This window comes from Corallococcus macrosporus DSM 14697, assembly GCF_002305895.1.
Lineage (GTDB): Bacteria > Myxococcota > Myxococcia > Myxococcales > Myxococcaceae > Myxococcus > Myxococcus macrosporus.
This window is the reverse complement of record NZ_CP022203.1, coordinates 4,532,950-4,551,082: the sequence shown is the minus strand read 5'-3', so window position 1 is coordinate 4,551,082 and position 18,133 is coordinate 4,532,950. Positions and strand designations below refer to the sequence as shown.

General features: G+C 70.0%; 13 protein-coding genes. 3 read left to right on the top strand and 10 right to left on the bottom strand.

Annotated elements, in window-relative coordinates:
* Positions 1 to 141 precede the first annotated feature (141 nt).
* The gene (locus MYMAC_RS18770) at positions 142 to 2,451 is read right to left on the bottom strand and encodes a TIGR02266 family protein (protein WP_095959062.1); all 2,310 of its coding nucleotides are present in this window, start codon (positions 2,449 to 2,451) and stop codon (positions 142 to 144) included.
* A gap of 174 nt (positions 2,452 to 2,625) precedes the next feature.
* Between MYMAC_RS18770 and guaB the strand changes: the two genes are divergently transcribed.
* Entirely contained in the window at positions 2,626 to 4,083 is a 1,458-nt protein-coding gene (gene guaB / locus MYMAC_RS18765; RefSeq protein ID WP_095959061.1) for an IMP dehydrogenase, read from the top strand.
* Between the two features lie 109 nt (positions 4,084 to 4,192).
* Here the strand turns inward: guaB and MYMAC_RS18760 are convergent, their stop codons facing one another.
* Entirely contained in the window at positions 4,193 to 4,819 is a 627-nt protein-coding gene (locus MYMAC_RS18760; RefSeq protein WP_239988875.1) for a hypothetical protein, read from the bottom strand.
* A gap of 101 nt (positions 4,820 to 4,920) precedes the next feature.
* Here MYMAC_RS18760 and guaA point away from each other — a divergent pair, with 101 nt between their 5' ends.
* Positions 4,921 to 6,474, top strand: a complete 1,554-nt coding sequence (gene guaA / locus MYMAC_RS18755) for a glutamine-hydrolyzing GMP synthase (RefSeq protein WP_095959059.1) — start codon at positions 4,921 to 4,923, stop codon at positions 6,472 to 6,474.
* A 97-nt stretch (positions 6,475 to 6,571) separates the two neighbouring features.
* Here the strand turns inward: guaA and MYMAC_RS18750 are convergent, their stop codons facing one another.
* Positions 6,572 to 8,665: a S46 family peptidase gene (locus MYMAC_RS18750; RefSeq protein ID WP_095959058.1), complete on the bottom strand. Its 2,094-nt coding sequence runs from the start codon at positions 8,663 to 8,665 to the stop codon at positions 6,572 to 6,574.
* A 304-nt stretch (positions 8,666 to 8,969) separates the two neighbouring features.
* Positions 8,970 to 11,390 carry an ABC transporter permease gene (locus MYMAC_RS18745; RefSeq protein WP_095961623.1) on the bottom strand — a complete coding sequence of 807 codons (2,421 nt, stop codon included), beginning with the start codon at positions 11,388 to 11,390 and terminating at the stop codon, positions 8,970 to 8,972.
* Positions 11,391 to 11,684: 294 nt separating this feature from the next.
* Between MYMAC_RS18745 and MYMAC_RS18740 the strand changes: the two genes are divergently transcribed.
* A complete protein-coding gene (locus MYMAC_RS18740; RefSeq protein WP_095959057.1) occupies positions 11,685 to 12,392 on the top strand; it encodes a hypothetical protein in 708 nt (235 codons plus the stop codon).
* 30 nt (positions 12,393 to 12,422) lie between these two features.
* Here MYMAC_RS18740 and MYMAC_RS18735 read toward each other — a convergent pair whose 3' ends face one another.
* The 6 genes from MYMAC_RS18735 to der form a co-directional block, all read right to left on the bottom strand.
* Positions 12,423 to 13,241: a DUF3014 domain-containing protein gene (locus MYMAC_RS18735; protein WP_095959056.1), complete on the bottom strand. Its 819-nt coding sequence runs from the start codon at positions 13,239 to 13,241 to the stop codon at positions 12,423 to 12,425.
* Positions 13,242 to 13,396: 155 nt separating this feature from the next.
* Positions 13,397 to 14,278 (bottom strand): ribonuclease H-like domain-containing protein, encoded by an 882-nt coding sequence (locus MYMAC_RS18730; RefSeq protein WP_095959055.1) that lies wholly within the window; start codon positions 14,276 to 14,278, stop codon positions 13,397 to 13,399.
* Positions 14,278 to 14,706 carry a (deoxy)nucleoside triphosphate pyrophosphohydrolase gene (locus MYMAC_RS18725; RefSeq protein ID WP_095959054.1) on the bottom strand — a complete coding sequence of 143 codons (429 nt, stop codon included), beginning with the start codon at positions 14,704 to 14,706 and terminating at the stop codon, positions 14,278 to 14,280. Before MYMAC_RS18725 ends, MYMAC_RS18730 begins: the two co-directional genes overlap by 1 nt.
* Positions 14,703 to 15,866: an outer membrane protein assembly factor BamB family protein gene (locus MYMAC_RS18720; protein WP_095959053.1), complete on the bottom strand. Its 1,164-nt coding sequence runs from the start codon at positions 15,864 to 15,866 to the stop codon at positions 14,703 to 14,705. The genes MYMAC_RS18725 and MYMAC_RS18720 overlap by 4 nt, the downstream gene beginning before the upstream one ends.
* Positions 15,867 to 15,877: 11 nt before the next feature.
* On the bottom strand, positions 15,878 to 16,681 hold the full coding sequence (locus MYMAC_RS18715) for a tetratricopeptide repeat protein (protein ID WP_095959052.1): 804 nt from the start codon (positions 16,679 to 16,681) through the stop codon (positions 15,878 to 15,880).
* Between the two features lie 71 nt (positions 16,682 to 16,752).
* Positions 16,753 to 18,132, bottom strand: a complete 1,380-nt coding sequence (gene der, locus MYMAC_RS18710) for a ribosome biogenesis GTPase Der (RefSeq protein WP_095959051.1) — start codon at positions 18,130 to 18,132, stop codon at positions 16,753 to 16,755.
* Position 18,133 lies beyond the last annotated feature (1 nt).

The window sequence follows — 18,133 nt, the reverse complement described above, 5'->3', positions numbered from 1 at the left end:
GGAGCGCGCTCGTCTGTCCGGAGGGAAGCGAGGCGCTACATAGCAGGCAATTCCGACCATCCAGGAGACGGCCAGGAACACCGAAAAATTACCCGAATCCCGTATGACGCAGCGTGCGGGCCACGCTGGCTATACGGCTTATCAGGCTCTTCCGAAGAGCCCCTTGAGCCACCCCATGAAGCCACGCTGCCTGGGTGTCACAGCGGCGTTGACAACAGGGAGCGAGGAGGCCGGGGCCGAGGTCCCCGCTCGCACGGTGGGCGGCCGCGCCGGTTGCGACGCGGCCGTCGAGGGCATGACGACCTTCACCGGCGCCGAGGGGCCGGTGGCCGTGGCCCCCGCGTGGCCCACGCTCCTGGCGGCGCTCGGCGCGGGCGCGGCGGGCTCCGGTTCAACCTGGGCCAGGCGCGCCTTCACCGCCTCGGGGGTGTCCCGCGTGGTGAAGGTGCTCGTCACCTCGCGGCCGGAGGTGGCCTCGCGCGCGGTGACCTTCAGGAGCGACTCGTTGCTGACCTCGAAGGTGACGTTCACCTGCACGGCGCCGCGCGGCAGCTTGGGCAGGCCCTCCAGCTTCAGCGTGCCCAGGTACTCGTTGTCCGCCGCCTTGTCGGAGTCACCCTGGAACACCGTGAGCTCCAGCTCCGTCTGGCCGTCGCGGTGCGTGGCCAGCGTGTAGCTCTTGGTGGAGGGCAGCGCCGTGTTGCGCTCCATCACCGCCTTGAAGCGGCCGCCGGGCAGGCCCACGCCAATGGCCATGGGCAGCACGTCGATGAGCACCACGCCTTCGAGCTGCCCCAGGCTGTGCGCCAGCAGCGCCGCGCCCAGCGCCACGGCTTCATCCGGGTGGACGCCCTTGCTGGGCGGCTTGCCGAAGAACTTCGTGATCTTCTCGTGCACCAGGGGGAAGCGGCTCTGCCCACCCACGAGGATGACCTCGTCGATGTCCTGCGGCGTCACCTTCTTCGCCTGGAGCACCTCGTCGCAGACCTGGAGGGTGCGGTCCACCAACTCCTCCGTCAGCGCCACCAGCTTCTGCCGGGACAGCATGACGTCCAGATCACACGGCTTGTTGTCGATCATCGTCACGAAGGCGACGTGCACCCGCACCTCCGAGCGCTCCGACAGGGCGCACTTGGCGCGCTCGGCCGCGTCGTTGATGCGCTGCAGGGCCACCCGGTCACCCTGGAAGGCGCGGCCCGTGGCCTTCTGGAACTCGTCCAGGAGGTACGTGACGATGGCGTTGTCGAAGTCGATGCCGCCCAGGAAGGTGTCGCCGCCGGTGGAGATGACCTCGTAGACGTTGTCGTTGAGCTCCAACACCGACGCGTCGAAGGTGCCGCCGCCCAGGTCGTACACCAGCACGCGCTGGTTCAGCTTGCGCCCGTAGCCATAGGCCAGCGCCGCCGCCGTGGGCTCGTTGAGGATGCGCTCGATGTAGAGGCCCGCCAGCTTCCCGGCCTCGCGCACCGCCTGGCGCTGGTTGTCGTTGTAGTAGGCGGGGACGGTGACCACCGCGCGGGAGACCGGGTGGCCGAGCTGGTTCTGCGCCACCTCCCGGACCTCACGGAGGATGAGCGCGGAGATCTGCTGGAGCGTGTAGACCTGCTCGCCCAGCTTCACGCCCGCGTCGCCGTTGTCGCTGGCGGAGATCTCGTAGTGGAAGCGGTCCTTGATCTGCTCCACCACGGGCGACGCGAAGGGCCGGCCCACCAGCCGCTTGGCGCCGTACACCGTCTGGCGCGGATTGGTGAGCATCTGTCCCTTCGCGGGGTGGCCCACCACCAGCTTGCCGCGCGTGTTCACCGCGATGATGGAGGGCACCGTGTTGTGCCCCTCGCGGCTGGGCAGCACGCCCGGCTTTCCATTGCGGACGAAGGCCGCGCACGAGTTCGTCGTCCCCAGGTCGATGCCAATGACGACGCCCGCGCGCTTGGGCTCCTCCGAGCCGAGGTTCAGCGCCGCGTTGGACATCATCGGCGGCGGCGCGGCCGGCGCGGCCGTGCCTCCCGCGATGGGGGCCGCCGCGGGCCGCGGCTCGGCGGTGAGGGCGACTGGCGTCGACTCCGTTTGTGGGACCGTGTAGTCCGGCGGCCCTACATTGGGGGGGACCGGGGGCACGTCCGACTGGGCGTGGGGCAGGGCGACGACGATGGAGTCGAGGAACCGCCGGGTGGGGCCGTCCACGTTCAGGAAGCGCAGCCCCATGCCGAGCACGCCCCCGCCGCCCTGGCCCGTCACATAATGGACGACCGCCGCCGCGTGGATGATGCGCTCCCCGCCCGCCAGTTTGAGGTCCAGGGTGACGGCCGTCCCGGGCGGCTTCACCGCGCGCGCGCGCAGGTAGATGCCTCCCCGCGTGACGTTGGGGCCGTACTTCGCCAGGAACTCCTCGGGCGTCGCGAAGGGCAGCTTCACGACGAGCCCGACCGCCGCCTGATTCGAATCCGTCAATGCCCGGTTCCTGAGACGAGAGGGAATACTGGCTCGCGATTATCGCCCGAACTCCGAGGGAACGGGCGTCAAAAACAGCGCCCTTCCCCGTTGCGCCGGGGCAGCGTACCTCGTATGGAACCGCACCCGCGGGCTCTGGTGCCCCGCGGGCATCTGCCCACGGGAGCGCCGCTCATGCTCAACCCCGATATCCGGCTCGCCCTCACTTTTGACGACGTCCTGCTGGTGCCCGCCGAGAGCGCGGTCGTCCCCAAGGACGTCGACCTGACGACCCGGCTCACCCGCAACGTCCGCCTCAACATCCCCCTCCTGTCGGCGGCCATGGACACCGTCACGGAGTCCCGGACGGCCATCGCCATGGCCCAGGAGGGCGGCATTGGCGTCATCCACAAGAACATGACGCCCGAGCAGCAGGCGCTCGAGGTCCTCAAGGTCAAGAAGTTCGAAAGCGGCATGGTGGTGGACCCGGTCACCATTGAGCCGGAGGCCCCGCTGGGCCGCGCGCTGGAGCTGATGCGCGCGCACGGCGTGTCCGGCATCCCGGTGGTGCAGGGCCGGCGGCTGGTGGGCATCGTCACCAGCCGGGACGTGCGCTTCGAGACCAACTTCACCCAGAAGGTGGAGGCGGTGATGACGCGCAAGCTCGTCACCGGCCGCGAGGGCATCACCCAGGACGACGCGCAGAAGCTGCTCCACGAGCACCGCATCGAGAAGCTGCTCGTCGTCAATGAAGCCTTCGAGCTCAAGGGCCTCATCACCATCAAGGACATCGAGAAGCGCCGCACGCACCCCAACGCGGCCAAGGACGGCAAGGGCCGCCTGCTGTGCGCCGCCGCCGTGGGCGTGTCCGCGGACCGCGAGGCCCGCGTGGAGGCGCTCATCAAGGCCGGCGTGGACGTCATCGTGGTGGACACCGCGCACGGCCACTCCACCGCGGTGCTGGACGGCGTGCGGGACACCCGGAAGAACTTCAACGGCTTCGAGCTCATCGCCGGCAACGTCGCCACCGCCGAGGCCACCCGCGCGCTCATCCAGGCGGGCGTGGACGCGGTGAAGGTGGGCATCGGCCCCGGCTCCATCTGCACCACCCGCGTGGTGGCCGGCGTGGGCGTGCCGCAGGTGACGGCCGTGGATGACTGCGTGCGCGAGGCCCAGAAGCACGACGTGCCCGTCATCTCCGACGGCGGCATCAAGTACTCGGGCGACATCGTCAAGGCGCTGGCCGCGGGCGCCAGCACGGTGATGATCGGCTCGCTCTTCGCCGGCACCGAGGAGTCCCCCGGCGACGTCATCCTGTACCAGGGCCGCAGCTACAAGAGCTACCGCGGCATGGGCAGCCTGGGCGCCATGAAGCAGGGCGCCAAGGACCGCTACTTCCAGGCGGACGTGGAGGCCGTGAAGCTGGTGCCCGAGGGCATCGAGGGGCGCGTGCCGTACAAGGGCACCCTGGCCATGAACGTCCACCAGATGCTGGGCGGCATCCGCAGCGGCATGGGCTACGTGGGCTGCCGCAGCATCGACGAGCTGCGCACCCAGGCCACCTTCGTCCGCATCACCTCGGCCGGGCTCAAGGAGAGCCACGTGCACGACGTCATCATCACCGAGGAAGCCCCCAACTACCGCGTGGAGTAGGCCCGCGGGCGCGCGGTGGCCCGTCCTCCCGCACCGCCGCTTCCGGCCATGAAAAAGGGCCCGCGCCTTCCGGCCGGGCCCTTTGACTTGCTCACCCGCGGGCGCGGGACTACCGGCCGCGCTTGCGGCTCCCCCCCGAGGCGGGCGTCGCCTCGTTGGCGGCCGGCGGGGCCACGCGCTTCTCCGCGGCGTTCACCCGGTTGAGCAGGACCTCCTTGTCGTCCGGCTCCAGCGTCTCGATGGCCTGGCGCAGGGTGTTGAAGTCCAGCCGGGCGATGGTGACGGTGTTGCCGCCCTTGATCTCCTGGACGGTGGGCACATCCACCAGCTCGCGCATGTAGGTCTCGAACTCCACCCGCACGTCGGCCGTCTGCTGGATGCAGTGGTCCTTGGCGGCGACCAGGTGCTGGGTGCCCTCGCGGTAGCTGAGGTCCGGGTTGCGGTTCATCGCCTCTTCGAAGGTGGCGGTCCGCTTGCGGAGGGAGGAGTACAGCTCGATGTAGTCCACCAGCCGGTCCGTCTCCGGCCGGTTCACGTTGCGCGCCTTCGTCAGCGCCTCGTTGGCGTCATCACAGGAGATCTTCTCGAGCTCGGCGGCGCCCGGGGTGTCCTTTGCGGAGAGATTCTGGGTTTCGCGGTCCAGCCGCTCATCCGAGGAGATCTCCTTCACGCATCCAGTGGCGGACAGGAGGAGCAGGGCGGCAGCGGCGGTAGGGGCGAACAGGCGGCGGGGCATCCAGGCCTCGAACAATTGAAGGTACTTGGGCGTTGTATTCCGGAAGTTTGTAGCGATAAGGGCCCCCAGCCGTCAACGACGCCCCTCTTGGAGACCCCCAGGTGGACCTGCACGCCGAAAAAATCCTGATCCTCGATTTCGGGAGCCAGTACACCCAGCTCATCGCCCGGCGCGTCCGCGAGCTGGGCGTCTACTGCGAAATCCACCGCCCGGACCTCCCGGCGGAGGACCTCCGCAAGTTCGCCCCCCGCGGCATCATCCTCTCTGGCGGCCCGGCCTCCGTGGAGGCCCCGGACAGCCCCCGCTGCGACCCCTTCGTCTTCGAGGCCGGCGTCCCCGTGCTGGGCATCTGCTACGGCCTCCAGCTCACCACCAAGCTGCTGGGCGGGAAGATTGACCGGAGCGCCCACCGCGAGTTCGGCAACGCGGAGGTGGAGGTGCTCGCCCGCCGCGGCCCCTTCGCGGAGTTCACCCCCGGGGACAAGGTCCAGGTCTGGATGAGCCACGGCGACCGGGTGCAGGAGCTGCCCCCCGGCTTCGAGGCCATTGGCCGCAGCGGCAACTCCCCCTTCGCCGCCACCGCCCACGCGACGAAGCCCTGGTTCGGCCTCCAGTTCCACCCGGAGGTGGTCCACACGCCGCAGGGCAAGGCCATGCTGCGCGCCTTCGTCTTCAACGAGTGCAAGGTCAGCGGCTCGTGGACGATGAAGGGCTTCATCGACGAGGCCGTGGGCACCATCCGCCGCCAGGTGGGGGAGCACGGCCGGGTCATCTGCGCCCTGTCGGGCGGCGTGGACAGCTCCGTGGCGGCGCTGCTGCTGCACCGGGCCATCGGCCCCCGGCTCCAGTGCATCTTCGTGGACAACGGGGTGCTGCGGCAGGACGAGCGCGCCCAGGTGGAGGCGCTCTTCGTGGACCGCTTCCACGTCCCGCTGAAGACGGTGGATGCCCGCAAGCGCTTCCTGGACAAGCTGGCCGGGGTGACGGACCCGGAGCAGAAGCGGAAGATCATCGGCCGCGAGTTCATCGCCGTGTTCGAGGAGGCCTCGCGCGACGTGCACGACGCGGAGTTCCTGGCCCAGGGCACGCTGTACCCGGACGTCATCGAGTCCGTGTCGTACAAGGGCCCCTCCGTCACCATCAAGAGCCACCACAACGTGGGCGGCCTGCCGGAGACGATGAAGCTCAAGCTGGTGGAGCCGCTGCGCGAGCTCTTCAAGGACGAGGTCCGCGCCCTGGGCCGCGAGCTGGGGCTGCCGGATGAGATGGTGTCCCGCCAGCCGTTCCCCGGCCCGGGCCTGGCCATCCGTGTCCTGGGCGAAGTGACGGAGCAGCGCCTGGAGCTGGTGCGCCGCGCGGACGCCATCGTCCAGGAGGAGATCCGCGGCGCCGGCCTGTACAAGGAGGTCTGGCAGGCCTTCGCGGTGCTGCTGCCGGTGCAGAGCGTGGGCGTCATGGGCGACGAGCGCACCTACGAGTCCACCTGCGTGCTGCGCGCCGTCACCAGCGTGGACGGCATGACGGCGGACTGGGCCCGGCTGCCATTCGCCGTGCTGGAGAGCATCTCCACGCGCATCACCAACGAGGTGCGCGGCATCAACCGCGTCGCCTACGACATCTCCTCCAAGCCCCCCGCGACCATCGAGTGGGAGTAGGAAAGAGGCTGCCCGGAACGCACCGGGCAGCCTCTCCGTGCTTCAGGGGCCCTGGCCGACCGCGCCGGGGCCCCGTGTCCACCCGGGGGCGGAGGCCCTACTTGGCCGGGCTGGCCTTCACGGGCGGGACCTTGGTGCTGCCGGGGCGCAGCTCCTCGAGCAGCCGCGTGGCGCCGTAGATCTTCGTCAGCGACTCGATGATGGCCTCGCTGTGGACGCTGACCGAGCGGTTGACGCTCTCGTCGAAGCCGTACTCGCCGCCCAGGGAGTGGATGTTGCCGTCGAACACGATGCCGACGATCTCCGCGTCCTTGTTGATGACGGGCGAGCCGGAGTTGCCGCCGATGATGTCGTTGGTGGAGACGAAGTTCATCGGCGTGGTGCCGTCGAGCGCCTTCTCGTTCTTCAGCCAGGACTTCGGCAGGGCGAAGGGCTCCTCGCCCGTGGCGTGCGCGAAGGTGCCGGCCATCTGGGTGATGGGGCTGACCTGCTTGCCGTTCTCCGTGTAGCCCTTCACCGCGCCGTAGGACAGGCGCAGGCTGAAGGTCGCGTCCGGGTACTGGTTGGTGCCGTAGATGTCGAACTTGGCCTTGGCCACCAGCTCGCTGTTCTTGCGGATGACGGACTCGACGTTCTCCTCATACGACTTGCGGACGGCGCGCATGTCCGGGTCCAGCGCCGCGGCGAGCTGGACCATCGGGTCCTTGGACGCCGCGATGGCCGCCTTGCCGCCCTTGTAGAGCGCCTGGCGGGCCTTCACGTCACGCAGCCTGGTGCCCTTCACCAGCCGGGCGGCCAGCTTCTCCGGGGACTCCTTGCCCAGCACCTTCTTCACGAAGGGGTGGTCCGAGCCCAGCTCCTCGCGCATCTTGGTGAGGCTGAACGTCAGCCGGGCGATCTCCAGCTCCGGGTAGATGGGGGCGGGGCTGAAGAGCTGGGCCTCCAGGGCCGGGACGTTGGCCTGGTTGAACTCACGCAGGCGCTCGCCGTTCGGCTTGTTGAGCTCCTCGGCGCCACGCACCAGCGTGCGGGCCAGGGAGAAGAGCGTGGAGGACAGGCCGCTGCCGTTCTCCATGAACGCCAGGTCCTTGCGGATGTTGCGCAGCTCCGTCTGGGCCTTGGCGATCTCGTCCCAGGCCGCGCCGTACTTCTTCTTCATCTCCGGGTTGGCGTTGACCTTCTTGCGCAGCTCCTGCTCGGCGGCGACCTTCTGCGCGAAGAACGCCTTGTCCAGCAGCGCCTCGTGACGGCCCTTGAGCGCCTTCACGGCGTTCTCCACGCCGAACAGCATGTTGGTGGAGATGCGGCGCTGCTCGGCGCCACGGCGGCCGAACTCCGTCAGCATGCCGCGCATCTCGGAGAGCATCATGAGCGTCTTGGGGAGCTGCACGTCGCGGTGGAACTCCAGCTCCGCGACGGTGAGGCCCCGCGACGTGCGGCCCGGGTGGCCGGAGATGAAGGTCAGCTCGCCTTCCTTGGCGCCCTTGTCGGACCACTTGAAGAAGTTGTTCGTGGTCGCCGGCTTGCCGTCCTCGTAGACGCGCAGGAACGTCACGTCCAGGTCGTAGCGGGGGAACTCGAAGTTGTCCGGGTCACCGCCGAAGAACGCGATGGCGTGCTCGGGGGCCATCACCAGGCGGACGTCCTGGAAGCGCTTGTACTCGTAGAGGTTGTACTGGCCGCCCTGGTACAGCGTGACGACGTCACAGCGCGCCTTGGCGTTGCCGGCGGAGCAGGCCTGCTCCAGCTCGGACATCTTCGCCTTCAGCGTGTCCGCGTACTTCTTGCCCGTCAGCCCCTGGGTCGCCTTGTTCAGCGTCTCCGTGACGTCGGTGATCTTGACGAGCTGGTTGATCTCCATCGCCGGGCACTGGGTCTCCGCGGCCTGCGTCTTCGCGTAGAAGCCGTTGGCGATGTAGTTCTTCTTCGCCGTGGAGAGCTGGTCGATGCAGCCGCGCGCGCAGTGGTGATTCGTCATCACCAGGCCGTTGGCCGACACGAAGCTGGCCGAGCAGCCGCCCGCCAGACGCGCCGAGGACAGGCGCGCGTTGTCCAGCCACTGCTGGGAAGGCTCGAAGCCGTACTTCTCCTTCACCTTCGCGGAGGGAAAGTTGTTGTAGGTCCACATGCCCTCGTCGGCCATCGCGGGCGCCGCGCCGAGGAGGGTGGCAATGACGAACAAACGCTTCATGAAACGGTCCTTTCCAGGGCCATGGGTGTCGCGGTTCTGCGGGAAGCTCCTGGCCGGGTCAAGCCAGTAAAAAGCGGGGGTGATTTCCCGGAGAACCCAACATGCGAGCGGGCACCTGATTCCCGCCGCTACAGGTTGGATTCCCTGGGGGATCCGGGCTGATTCCAGGCCCATGGAGGAACAACGTGACGCGGAGGAAAAAGTCGCATTCGCGTCTGGATTTCGTGCCAACGCGACGTGTCATCCGCGCATGTGCCAGGACTGGGATTCCGCATCCCGGGCATGGGACGAGAAAGGCGTGGCGTCAGTCCTTCCGGAGCGCCTGCAGCGGGTCCATCCGAGTCGCCCGGCGGGCGGGGACCCAGCAGGCGAGCAACGCCACGGCCGCGAGCAGCGCCGCCACGCCCCCGAAGGTCCACGGGTCCCTCGCGCTGACGCCGTGGAGCTGGCTGGCGAGCACCTGGGACAGGAGGAATGCCGCTCCCAGCCCCACGCCAATCCCCACCGCGGTCATCCTCGCGCCCTGGCCCAGGACCAGCCGGAGCACGTCCGCCGGCCGGGCGCCCAGGGCCATGCGGACGCCGAGCTCCCGCGTGCGCTGGGCCACCCGGAGCGAAATGACGCCGTAGAGGCCATACGCGGCGAGCACGACGGCGAGGCAGGCAAAGCCTCCAAGGAGCCCCAGGACGAGCCGGCGCATCGCCAGCGACCGCGCGATGACCTGTTCCATGGTGAGCGCCCGGTGGACGGGAATGGTGCCGTCCACGCGGCGAATGGCCTCCCGGATGGCCGGCAGCAGCGTCTCCGGCGGCACCGAGGTCCGCGCCACGAGGACGAGCCCGTCATCGCCCCAGGGCCGGCCGTAGGGGACGTGGAACTCGGCGAGCGGCTCGCGCTCCAGGCCCGCCTGGCGGACGTCCCCCACGACGCCGACAATCGTGAACGCCGCAGCCCCGAGGTGCAGCCGCTGGCCCAGGGCGTCTCCCGCCGGGAAGTGCCGGCGGGCCAGGGTTTCGTTGACGATGACCACCCCGGGCTGGTCCGGGGCGGCGTCCAGGGCCGTGAAATCGCGCCCTTGGCGCATGGGGATGCCCATGGCGGCGAAGTAGCCGGGGCTGGTGGCGCGGCGCTCGGCCCGGGGCTCGTCGCCGGGCGCCAGAGCGGGCGCTCCTTCCACGCGATACCGGGCGTTGTTCCAGGCCCGTTGGACCGGGAGCACGGAGGTCATGCCCGCGGCGGAGACGCCCGGGAGCGCGCGGACCGCCCCCAACACCGGCTCCAGGAGCCGTCCCGGCAGCTCCTCGTCCAGGCCGCCGGCATTGAAGAACCGGGCATCGGGGATGGACAGGTGCAGCGTCAGCACCTGACCGGGGGCGAGCCCAGGAGACGTGCCCAGCAGGTGCAGGAAGGCGCGTCCGAGCAGCCCCGCGCCAACGAGCAGCACCAGCGACAGGGCGACCTCCACGACCACCAGGGAGGCCCCCAGGCGGCGGCCAAAGCCCGGCACCGTGTTGCCATCGCCCGCGGCGGCGAGCCCACCACGGACGTCCAGCCGGGAAGCATGGAGGGCTGGGAGCACCCCGAAGGCCAGCCCGCTGACGCCGCTGAGGGCCAGGAGGAACAGGAAGGCCGTGCCGTCCAGCGCGATGTCCTGACGCCGGGGGAGGCTCTCCGGAGCGAGCGCCAGGAGCGCATCCAGGCCCCAGCGCGCGAGCAACGCCGCCAGCGCGCCGCCCAGGAGGGCCAGGAGGAGGCTTTCGACGAGGAGCTGCTGGACGACCCGGGCCCGGCCGGCGCCCAGGGCCAGACGCACCGCCAGCTCACGCCGCCGGGTGCCAGCGCGGGCCAGCAAGAGGTTCGCGACGTTGGTGCACGCGATGAGCAGCACCAGGGACACGGCGCCCAGCAGGACCTGGAGCGGCGTGCGCCAGGACTTCGTCTGGCTCTCATCCAGGGGAATGACCCGGGCGCTGCGATCCCGGTGGGCCTCCGCCTGGGCCAACGCGGCGTTCGCGGCGACTTGCTTCAACCGGGCCTCGGCGGAGGCCCGCGAGACGCCAGGGGCCAGCCGGGCCCGGAGGGTCAGCACCGTGGACCGGGTCCTGGCGGAGGCATCCGGCGGAGCCACCAAGGGCAGCCAGACGTCGGTGGAGGCGTCAAACGAGGCCGGCATCACGCCAATGACGGTGTGGGCCAGGCCATCCAGGTCCACGGAGCGGCCCAGGACGGCAGGGTCGGCGCCGAAGCGGGCTCGCCAGAGGCGCTCGTTGAGGACGGCGACCGGCGCCTGGCCGGGCAGGTCTTCGTTCGAGGCGAAGGTCCGGCCCAACATGGGCGGCACGCCGTGAACCGCGAAGAAGTCCGACGTTCCGCGAACGGCCTCGAGGCGCTCCGAGGCGTCCGGGGCCTGGAGGGTGACGCCGCCGCCCGTGAAGGCCGCCAGGTGCGTGAAGAACGGGCTGTGCTGGCGCCAGGCCCAGAACGTGGGCCAGGACACGGGGCCGCCATAGCCCTGGGGCCGGACCTCCACGAGGCTGACCAGCCGCTCGGGCTCCGCATACGGCAGCGGCCGGAGGAGGACGCCGTGGACTACGCTGAAGATGACGGCGTTGGCGCCGATGCCCAGCGCCAGGCAGAGCACGGCCGCCGCGACGAAGCCGGGCGAGCGGCGGAAGGTGCGGAGCGCGAAGCGGACATCCGCGGCGAGCGAATCGAGGAAGGTCATGGCGGGGTTCCGGAGGTGGAGATCCTGCCGCATCCGGCTGCAATCGGCGGACCGGGAACAGCCCGGACGGCCCAGAAGCCAGGGCGGGGGAACCCGCCAGAACGCCCCCTGGGCTCATGCCCGCTTAGTTCACATAACGCATGTTATCGGACCTTCTTTCAGAGGGAGAGGTCACGTCCTGGGCGTTATCTGAAGCCCCCTCCGCGGCCCCGTTGCCACCAGCCTGCGGCCCGGCTGGCTGACCGGCACTCGGCGCTTTCCGGCGCCCACCTGGGCGCATACCGTGGCCGCCACATGCGTCTTCTTCGATTCGGACTCGTCGCCGTCACCTGCTGTGGCGCTCTCGTCCTTTCCGGCTGTCCGGACAAGCCGGCCGCCACGCCGGATGCCGGCGTGGCCGATGCGCCCCAGGTCCCCGCGACGCCGCCGCCTACCCGGTTCTCCCTCAGCTACCAGGCGCCGCCGGATGCCGCCGAACCCGCGGGCTCAGGCACGGCCGCCCCGACAGACGTCATCGCGGCCGCCGCCAACGATGCCGGCGCCGCCAACCCAGGCACGGCCACTCCGGCGGACGCCATCGCGGCCGCCGCCACGGATGCGGGCCTCGTCGACTCAGGCACCGCGGCCATGGACCTGGGCCTGACCGACATCGCCCTGGCGCCCGACGACGCCGCAATCATCGAGCCCACCACGCTCCTGGAGCTCCGCACGTCGAGACTGCTCAAGAACTACCGGGTCCGGCTGTTCGACGAGGCCGACCGGGCGATGATCTCCGATGACGAGGTCGAGGAAACCGAAGCCGGCCTCGTCTACCGCATCCGGCTGCCTCGGCCGCTCAAGTCCGGCTTCAAGTACACCCTGGTCGTGGACGCCCAGACCGGCACCGCCTTCACCGACGCCCTGGGCCGCGACGTCGACGAGTTCCGCCAGACGCTTCAAATCGCTGGCGAAAAGGACAAGCCGGCCCCGCCGCCCAGGCGCTCCGGCAAGCGGCGCCGGTAGCCCGAGCGGCCGTGGCCGGCCCGAGTCGCTTCAGCGGTCCGCCACGGGGAGGCCCAGCGACGTCTTCAGCTCCTTGAGCTTGGCCTGGATGCGCTTCATGTTCTCCGGCCCCATGCGCAGCAGATGCTTCTGCGCGGGGCTCAAATCCTCCAGCTCTGGCGCCGCATAGGCATACAGCGCGCCCTCCGGCACCACCTCCACCGGACCTTCCTGGGCCGGCACCTTCAGCAAGTGCTGGATGGCCGCGCTCAAGGAGCTGTTGAACGTCTGGCCCGGCGGCGCGATCTCCGCGTTGGCCTGGTCAATCAGCGGCTTCAGCTCGCGGAACACGCTGGCCGCGGAGTGTGCGTCAATGGACTCAATCACGCGGGCCACGGCGTCATAGCGCGTGTAGCTGGCGGGATCGATGACCGTCGTGCCGTCCACCTGGGTGACTTGAAAAGCCCCCGGAGGCGCCAGGAAGCCCAGCATCGGGCGCGGGCTCAAGCCCTCCGCGATACTGGTGACCGCGCCCGTGAAGCGGCGAATCAAATCCTTCTCATTCATCCAACGCGCCAGCTCGGGGTCAGGCGAAAGCCGGCTCGCCAGGTCGCGGACCTCGCCATCCCGCTCCGGGAGCGACGTCTCCGCGGCCACGGGCGGCGCCGCGGCCGTCGCGCCCGCGGCCTCCGTGGGAACCGTGGGCGTCGTGGGCGGCTCCTCTGGGATGGTGGCCTGCCGCTGAAGCCCGAAATACGACGCCACCAACGCCAGGCCCGCCAGCCCCAGGACGACGGCCAGCGTCTTGCTTTTGGAGCTCGAAGGGGTCTCAGCAACCTCGGCCGGCGTTGGATTCGTCGGGTCGTTCATTCATTCCTCCGTGGTGGACCCTGCAAACTACAAACGCCCCCCCAGGGCATTCCACCGCACCCCCTGACTTCGTGAGCCCAGGTGTTCACCGCCCGGAATTCATGAACGCACGGCTGCTGGCGGCACGGCGAGACGGGCACAGTCACCCTGCCCGCTCAGCCGTCCTGCTCCATCGCCCGGACACGGGCCAGCGTCTCCAGGTCTCGCTCGGTCGGCCCCAACTCCAGGATGATGCGGCTGACGTCGTAGAGCACATCCCCGCGCTCGAACACCGGCAGCCGGGTTACGTCCTGGTTCAGCTCGTCCGCGCCGCGGTTGTACGCCACGTCCATCAGCGTCCGGAGCTGGAAGGCGTCGTAGAGGTTGTACTCGACGAGGAACCGGAGGGCCTCCACGTCCCCCCGGCGCTGGTACGCGCGCCACAGCAGCACGGCGTCATAGCCATTCACGCCCTTCATGTGCGGCGGGCGCTCGGCGCCAATCTTCCCCTCGATTTCCTTCAGGCCGCCACCCATGCCCAGACGCCGCGTCACGAACCGCAGGTCGATGTGCGCATCCGGCACCGGAAAGCGCCCCGGACCGAAGTAGTCACGCAGGACGGGCACGTCGAAGCACGAGCCGTTGAACGTCACCCACAGCCGCCGGGCGGCCATGGCCTCCGGCAGCGCGTCCAGGTTCCGGCCCTGGATGAAGACGTGAAGGCCCTTTGAATCGAACAGGCTCACCACCGTGGGCGCCTGGGCCTCCCGGCCATCCGTCTCGATGTCGAAGTAGACGGCGTCGTCCTGGAACTCGGGATACAGGCGCCAGTGCTCCCGGGACGGCAGCAACTCCGCCAGCTTGCGCAAGTCCCGCCGGGCCAGCGCGTCCTTCGACTCGGCGATGCGCGCCCGCGCCACGTCATCCGACTTCCGGTTCAGGGCCACGCCCTGGCCGGCCTCCGGAAAGTCATCCCAGGTGCGGATGCCGCGGGACCACAGGTCCTTCTCCCGCCAGGGACCGACGCCCGGGATGTGCTGGAACGTCCGCTGCAGCATCAATCGAGCGCGCCCAGCCTTCCCGCCACCAGGTCGTCCAGCAGCGGGAGGTCCGCCTCGCAGAACGGCAGTGACTGCATCTGCGCCGGCGTGTGGAACGCCAGCGTGTGGGCCCCCAGCGGCCGGGGCTCGCCCGAGACGATCCGGGCCAGGAACAGCACCAGCTCCACCGTCAGGTCCGGGTAGCTGTGCTGGCCCTCCCAGAGCCGCCGTCCCACGGCGAGCTCCACGTCCAGCTCCTCGCGGCACTCCCGGGCCAGCGCGGCCTCGTCCGTCTCCCCGGCCTCCACCTTGCCGCCGGGGAACTCCCACAGCAGGGCGCGGCTGCCACCAGGGAGCCGCTGCTGCACCAGGAACTGACGACCATCCTCCGGCCGCGGAATCAGCGCCGCCACCACGCGGACCGTCCTGCGCGCCGGCGCCGTCACCCGTCAATCCCGTTCAGGTCCAGGGAGTACAGGTAGCCGCCGTTCGACAGCACGAAGAGCTGCCGGCCCGCCACGAAGGGCGGCGCGGTGACGCCGCTCCCGGGGTTCCAGGCCACGCGCGAGCGGCCCGTCTTGGGCTCCAGGAACAGCAGCGCGTTGGACGTGGGCACGAGCAGCATTCCCTGAGCGAACACCGGGGCGAAGCCCGCCCGTTCCCCCAGGGAGTGCGACCAGAGGAGCCGCCCGGTCTCCGCCAGGTAGGCATCCACCCGGCCGTCACCAGCGGCGAAGAGCACCTGACCGCTGACCAGCAGCGACGTCATGCCCGCCACGGACGAGTTCCACACCATGTCGCCCGTCTCCGCCTCGAGCGCGAAGATGCCCGTCTTGTACGACGTGACGTAGAGCTGCCCGTTGGCGTCCATCACCGGGCTGCTGTCCACGTCCAGGAACTCGGAGCCCACGCCAGACAGCGAGCGCTCCCAGGTGACGCCGCCGTCATCGGCGCTGAGCGCCACCACGAAGCCGTCGGAGAAACCGACGTAGGCCACGCCTTCACGGACCAGGGGCCGCGACGCGCCTCGCACGGTGAAGCCGGTGGGCGGATCCCGGCGGTACTGCCAGGCCCACTGCCCATCCGCGGCCTTCACGGCGAAGAGCGTGTCGCTCTCGGAGGCCACCAGCACCAGGCCCTCCGCGACCACGGGCACCGTCGCCAGCGCCTCGCCCGCCACGTACTTCCACTTCTCCTCGCCCGTGGCGGCGTCCAGCGCGTACAGCACGCCGTCACCGCCGGGCACGTAGGCCACGCCGTCCACCACCCGGGGGCCCGCGTTGAAGCGGTTGGCCGTCTTGAACTCCCACTTCACCTGGCCATCCGGCCCCACGCCCCGGGCGAACCCGTCCCGCGTGAGGGCCACCGCCGTCCGGCTGGCGGCGTCATACGCCGGCGTCGCCGTCTCCCGAGGCCCGTACTCCAGCGTCCGCGGCGGCGCGAGCGGCGCCCACCAGTTGACGGAGAAGTAATCCAGTGGCGTGTTCGACGGCGGCCGGGGCAGCTCCGGGTTGCCGTAGTACCGCACGCCACTGCAGCCGCCCAGAAGCCCCGCCGCCACGGTGCCACCCAGCCAACGCTTCCAGCTCACGAGCCGCTTCGTCATGGCGTGTGTTTCTACCCCGCGTCCGGAACGGGTGCAGCCGCCGGAGCCTCCGGGGCAGGAACCTTCACACCTTCCGACGCCAGCACCGCCAGGCGCTCACCCGCCTGACGCGCCGCCGCCGTGTTCGGCTGCGCCGTGGTCAGCTTCGACAGGACCTGGGCCGCCTCTTCCTTCTTGCCCAGGAGGATGAGCATGCGGGCCTTGTGGTAGTCGCCCATGCCCACCAGGAACGGGCCACCTGCGGTGCCCATCTGCTCGAAGGCCTTGATGGCGTCCTCGTACTTGCCGTCCGCCTCCAGCGCGTAGCCCTGGCCCTCGAAGGCCTCCACGCGGAGCGGATCGTTCTGGGCCGCGCCCTTGAGGAACTCACCGAAGGCGGCCTGCGCCGCCGCGTGGTTGCCCAGCCGGAACTGCGCCTTGCCCTCGGTCAGGGCCGCCGTCGCCGCGGACGGGGTGCCGCCGTGCTGCTGGCGGAAGTCGGACAGCGCCTTCACCAGGGCCTCGTCTCGCTCCTTCACCGTCTTGAAGGCGGGCTCGGTGTCGCCGGGCTGCGCGGGCTGCACGCCCTCCACGGGCCGGTTCAGCACGGTCAGCGCCTGGCCCAGGGCCATGGAGGCCTTCTCCTCGCCGCGCTTGGACACCTCGCTGGCGATGGCCACGCCCACGCCGCCCAGGATGAGCACGCCCGCGGCGAGCCCGATGATCTTCTGGCGCTGCGCTAGCCAGTCGCTCGCCTCGGTGCCCACCTTCTGGAAGGAGTCCGGCTGGCTGAGCTCTTTCTGGCGAATCTTCTCGGTCTTGGTGGTTCCGGCCACGTCGGGCAACCTCTTTTAAAGAGCGGCGCACTGTATGGAGCGCGCGCCGCGAGTGTCAACGCACTGACGCCTCAGCGCTTCCCCTGGCGCTGCGGCCGCTTGCGGGCCTCGCGCTTGGCCTGCCCGGGCCGGCCCTTGAAGATGAGCCGGATGGGCACGCGCAGGTCGAACGTCTTGCGCAGCTGGTTGGTGATGTACCGCTTGTACATGTCCGGAACGCCGTCCGGATGGTTCACGGTGATGGTGAAGGTCGGCGGCGCGGCCGCCACCTGGGCGATGTAGTACAGCCGCAGCGGCTTGCCCCGGACGATGGGCGCCGGGTGGTTGTCCACCATGTGCTCCAGCAGCCGGTTGAGCTGCGGGGTGGGCGCCCGGAAGCGGAACTGGTCCGCCAGCTCCGTCGCCACGTCCACCACCTTCTCCACCTTGGAGCCCGTCAGCGCGGACGTGAAGAGGATGGGCGCGTAGCCCACGAACTTGAGCGCGTACTTGAGGGACTCGCGGTAGGTCTCCTGGCGCCGCTGGTCCACGCCCACCAGGTCCCACTTGTTCACCACGATGACCAGGGCGCGGCCCCGCTCTTCCGCCAGGCCCGCCAGCTTGGCGTCCTGGTCCACCGCCGGCTCCGTGGCGTCCATCAGCAGCACCGCCACGTCGCTGCGCTCCATCACCTTCAGCGCGGCGACGACGGAGAACTGCTCCACGCGCTGGGCAATGGACTTCTTGCGCCGGATGCCCGCCGTGTCGGTGAGCAGCAGCTTGCGGTCCTTGTACGTCAGCTCGGAGTCCACCGGGTCGCGGGTGGTGCCCGCCACCTCGCTGGCCACCACCCGCTTCTCCTTCAGGATGGCGTTGACCAGGGTGCTCTTGCCCACGTTGGGCCGGCCGATGATGGCCAGGCGGATGATGCCGTCGTCCGGGGGCGCCTCGGCGTCCTCGCCCTCCTCCTTGGGCGGCAGCTTGGACACGACGGCGTCGAACAGCTCCTGCATGCCCAGGCCGTGCTCGGCGGACAGGGCCTGCACGTCCCCCAGGCCCAGGCGGTAGAACTCGCCGGCCAGGGACAGCATCTGCCCGGACGTGTTGTCCAGCTTGTTGGCGGCCAGCACCACCGGCTTGCCGCTCTTGCGCAGGTAGCTGGCCACCGCCTCGTCCGCGGCGGTGAGGCCCGCGCGGGCGTCGGTGACGAAGACGATGACGTCGCACTCGTCCACGGCGAGCTGCGCCTGCTCCCGCACCTGCTGGAGCAGCTTGTCCTCGTCACCGGGCACGAAGCCGCCGGTGTCGATGAAGGTGAAGTGGCGGCCCTCCCACTCCGCGTCCGCGTAGTGACGATCCCGCGTCACGCCGGGCTCGTCCTGCACCAGCGCGAGGCGCCGGCCCGCGAGCCGGTTGAACAGCGTGCTCTTGCCCACGTTGGGGCGTCCGACAATGGCGACCAGGGGCTTCATT

Bases quoted from the DNA above. Each gene is read 5' to 3' on its own strand.
- MYMAC_RS18730 (WP_095959055.1), bottom strand. From the start codon at position 14,278: ATGCTGCAGCGGACGTTCCAGCACATCCCGGGCGTCGGTCCCTGGCGG.
- der (WP_095959051.1), bottom strand. From the start codon at position 18,132: ATGAAGCCCCTGGTCGCCATTGTCGGACGCCCCAACGTGGGCAAGAGC.
- MYMAC_RS18745 (WP_095961623.1), bottom strand. From the start codon at position 11,390: ATGACCTTCCTCGATTCGCTCGCCGCGGATGTCCGCTTCGCGCTCCGC.
- MYMAC_RS18740 (WP_095959057.1), top strand. From the start codon at position 11,685: ATGCGTCTTCTTCGATTCGGACTCGTCGCCGTCACCTGCTGTGGCGCT.
- MYMAC_RS18720 (WP_095959053.1), bottom strand. From the start codon at position 15,866: ATGACGAAGCGGCTCGTGAGCTGGAAGCGTTGGCTGGGTGGCACCGTG.
- MYMAC_RS18750 (WP_095959058.1), bottom strand. From the start codon at position 8,665: ATGAAGCGTTTGTTCGTCATTGCCACCCTCCTCGGCGCGGCGCCCGCG.
- MYMAC_RS18735 (WP_095959056.1), bottom strand. From the start codon at position 13,241: ATGAACGACCCGACGAATCCAACGCCGGCCGAGGTTGCTGAGACCCCT.
- guaB (WP_095959061.1), top strand. From the start codon at position 2,626: ATGCTCAACCCCGATATCCGGCTCGCCCTCACTTTTGACGACGTCCTG.
- MYMAC_RS18760 (WP_239988875.1), bottom strand. From the start codon at position 4,819: ATGCCCCGCCGCCTGTTCGCCCCTACCGCCGCTGCCGCCCTGCTCCTC.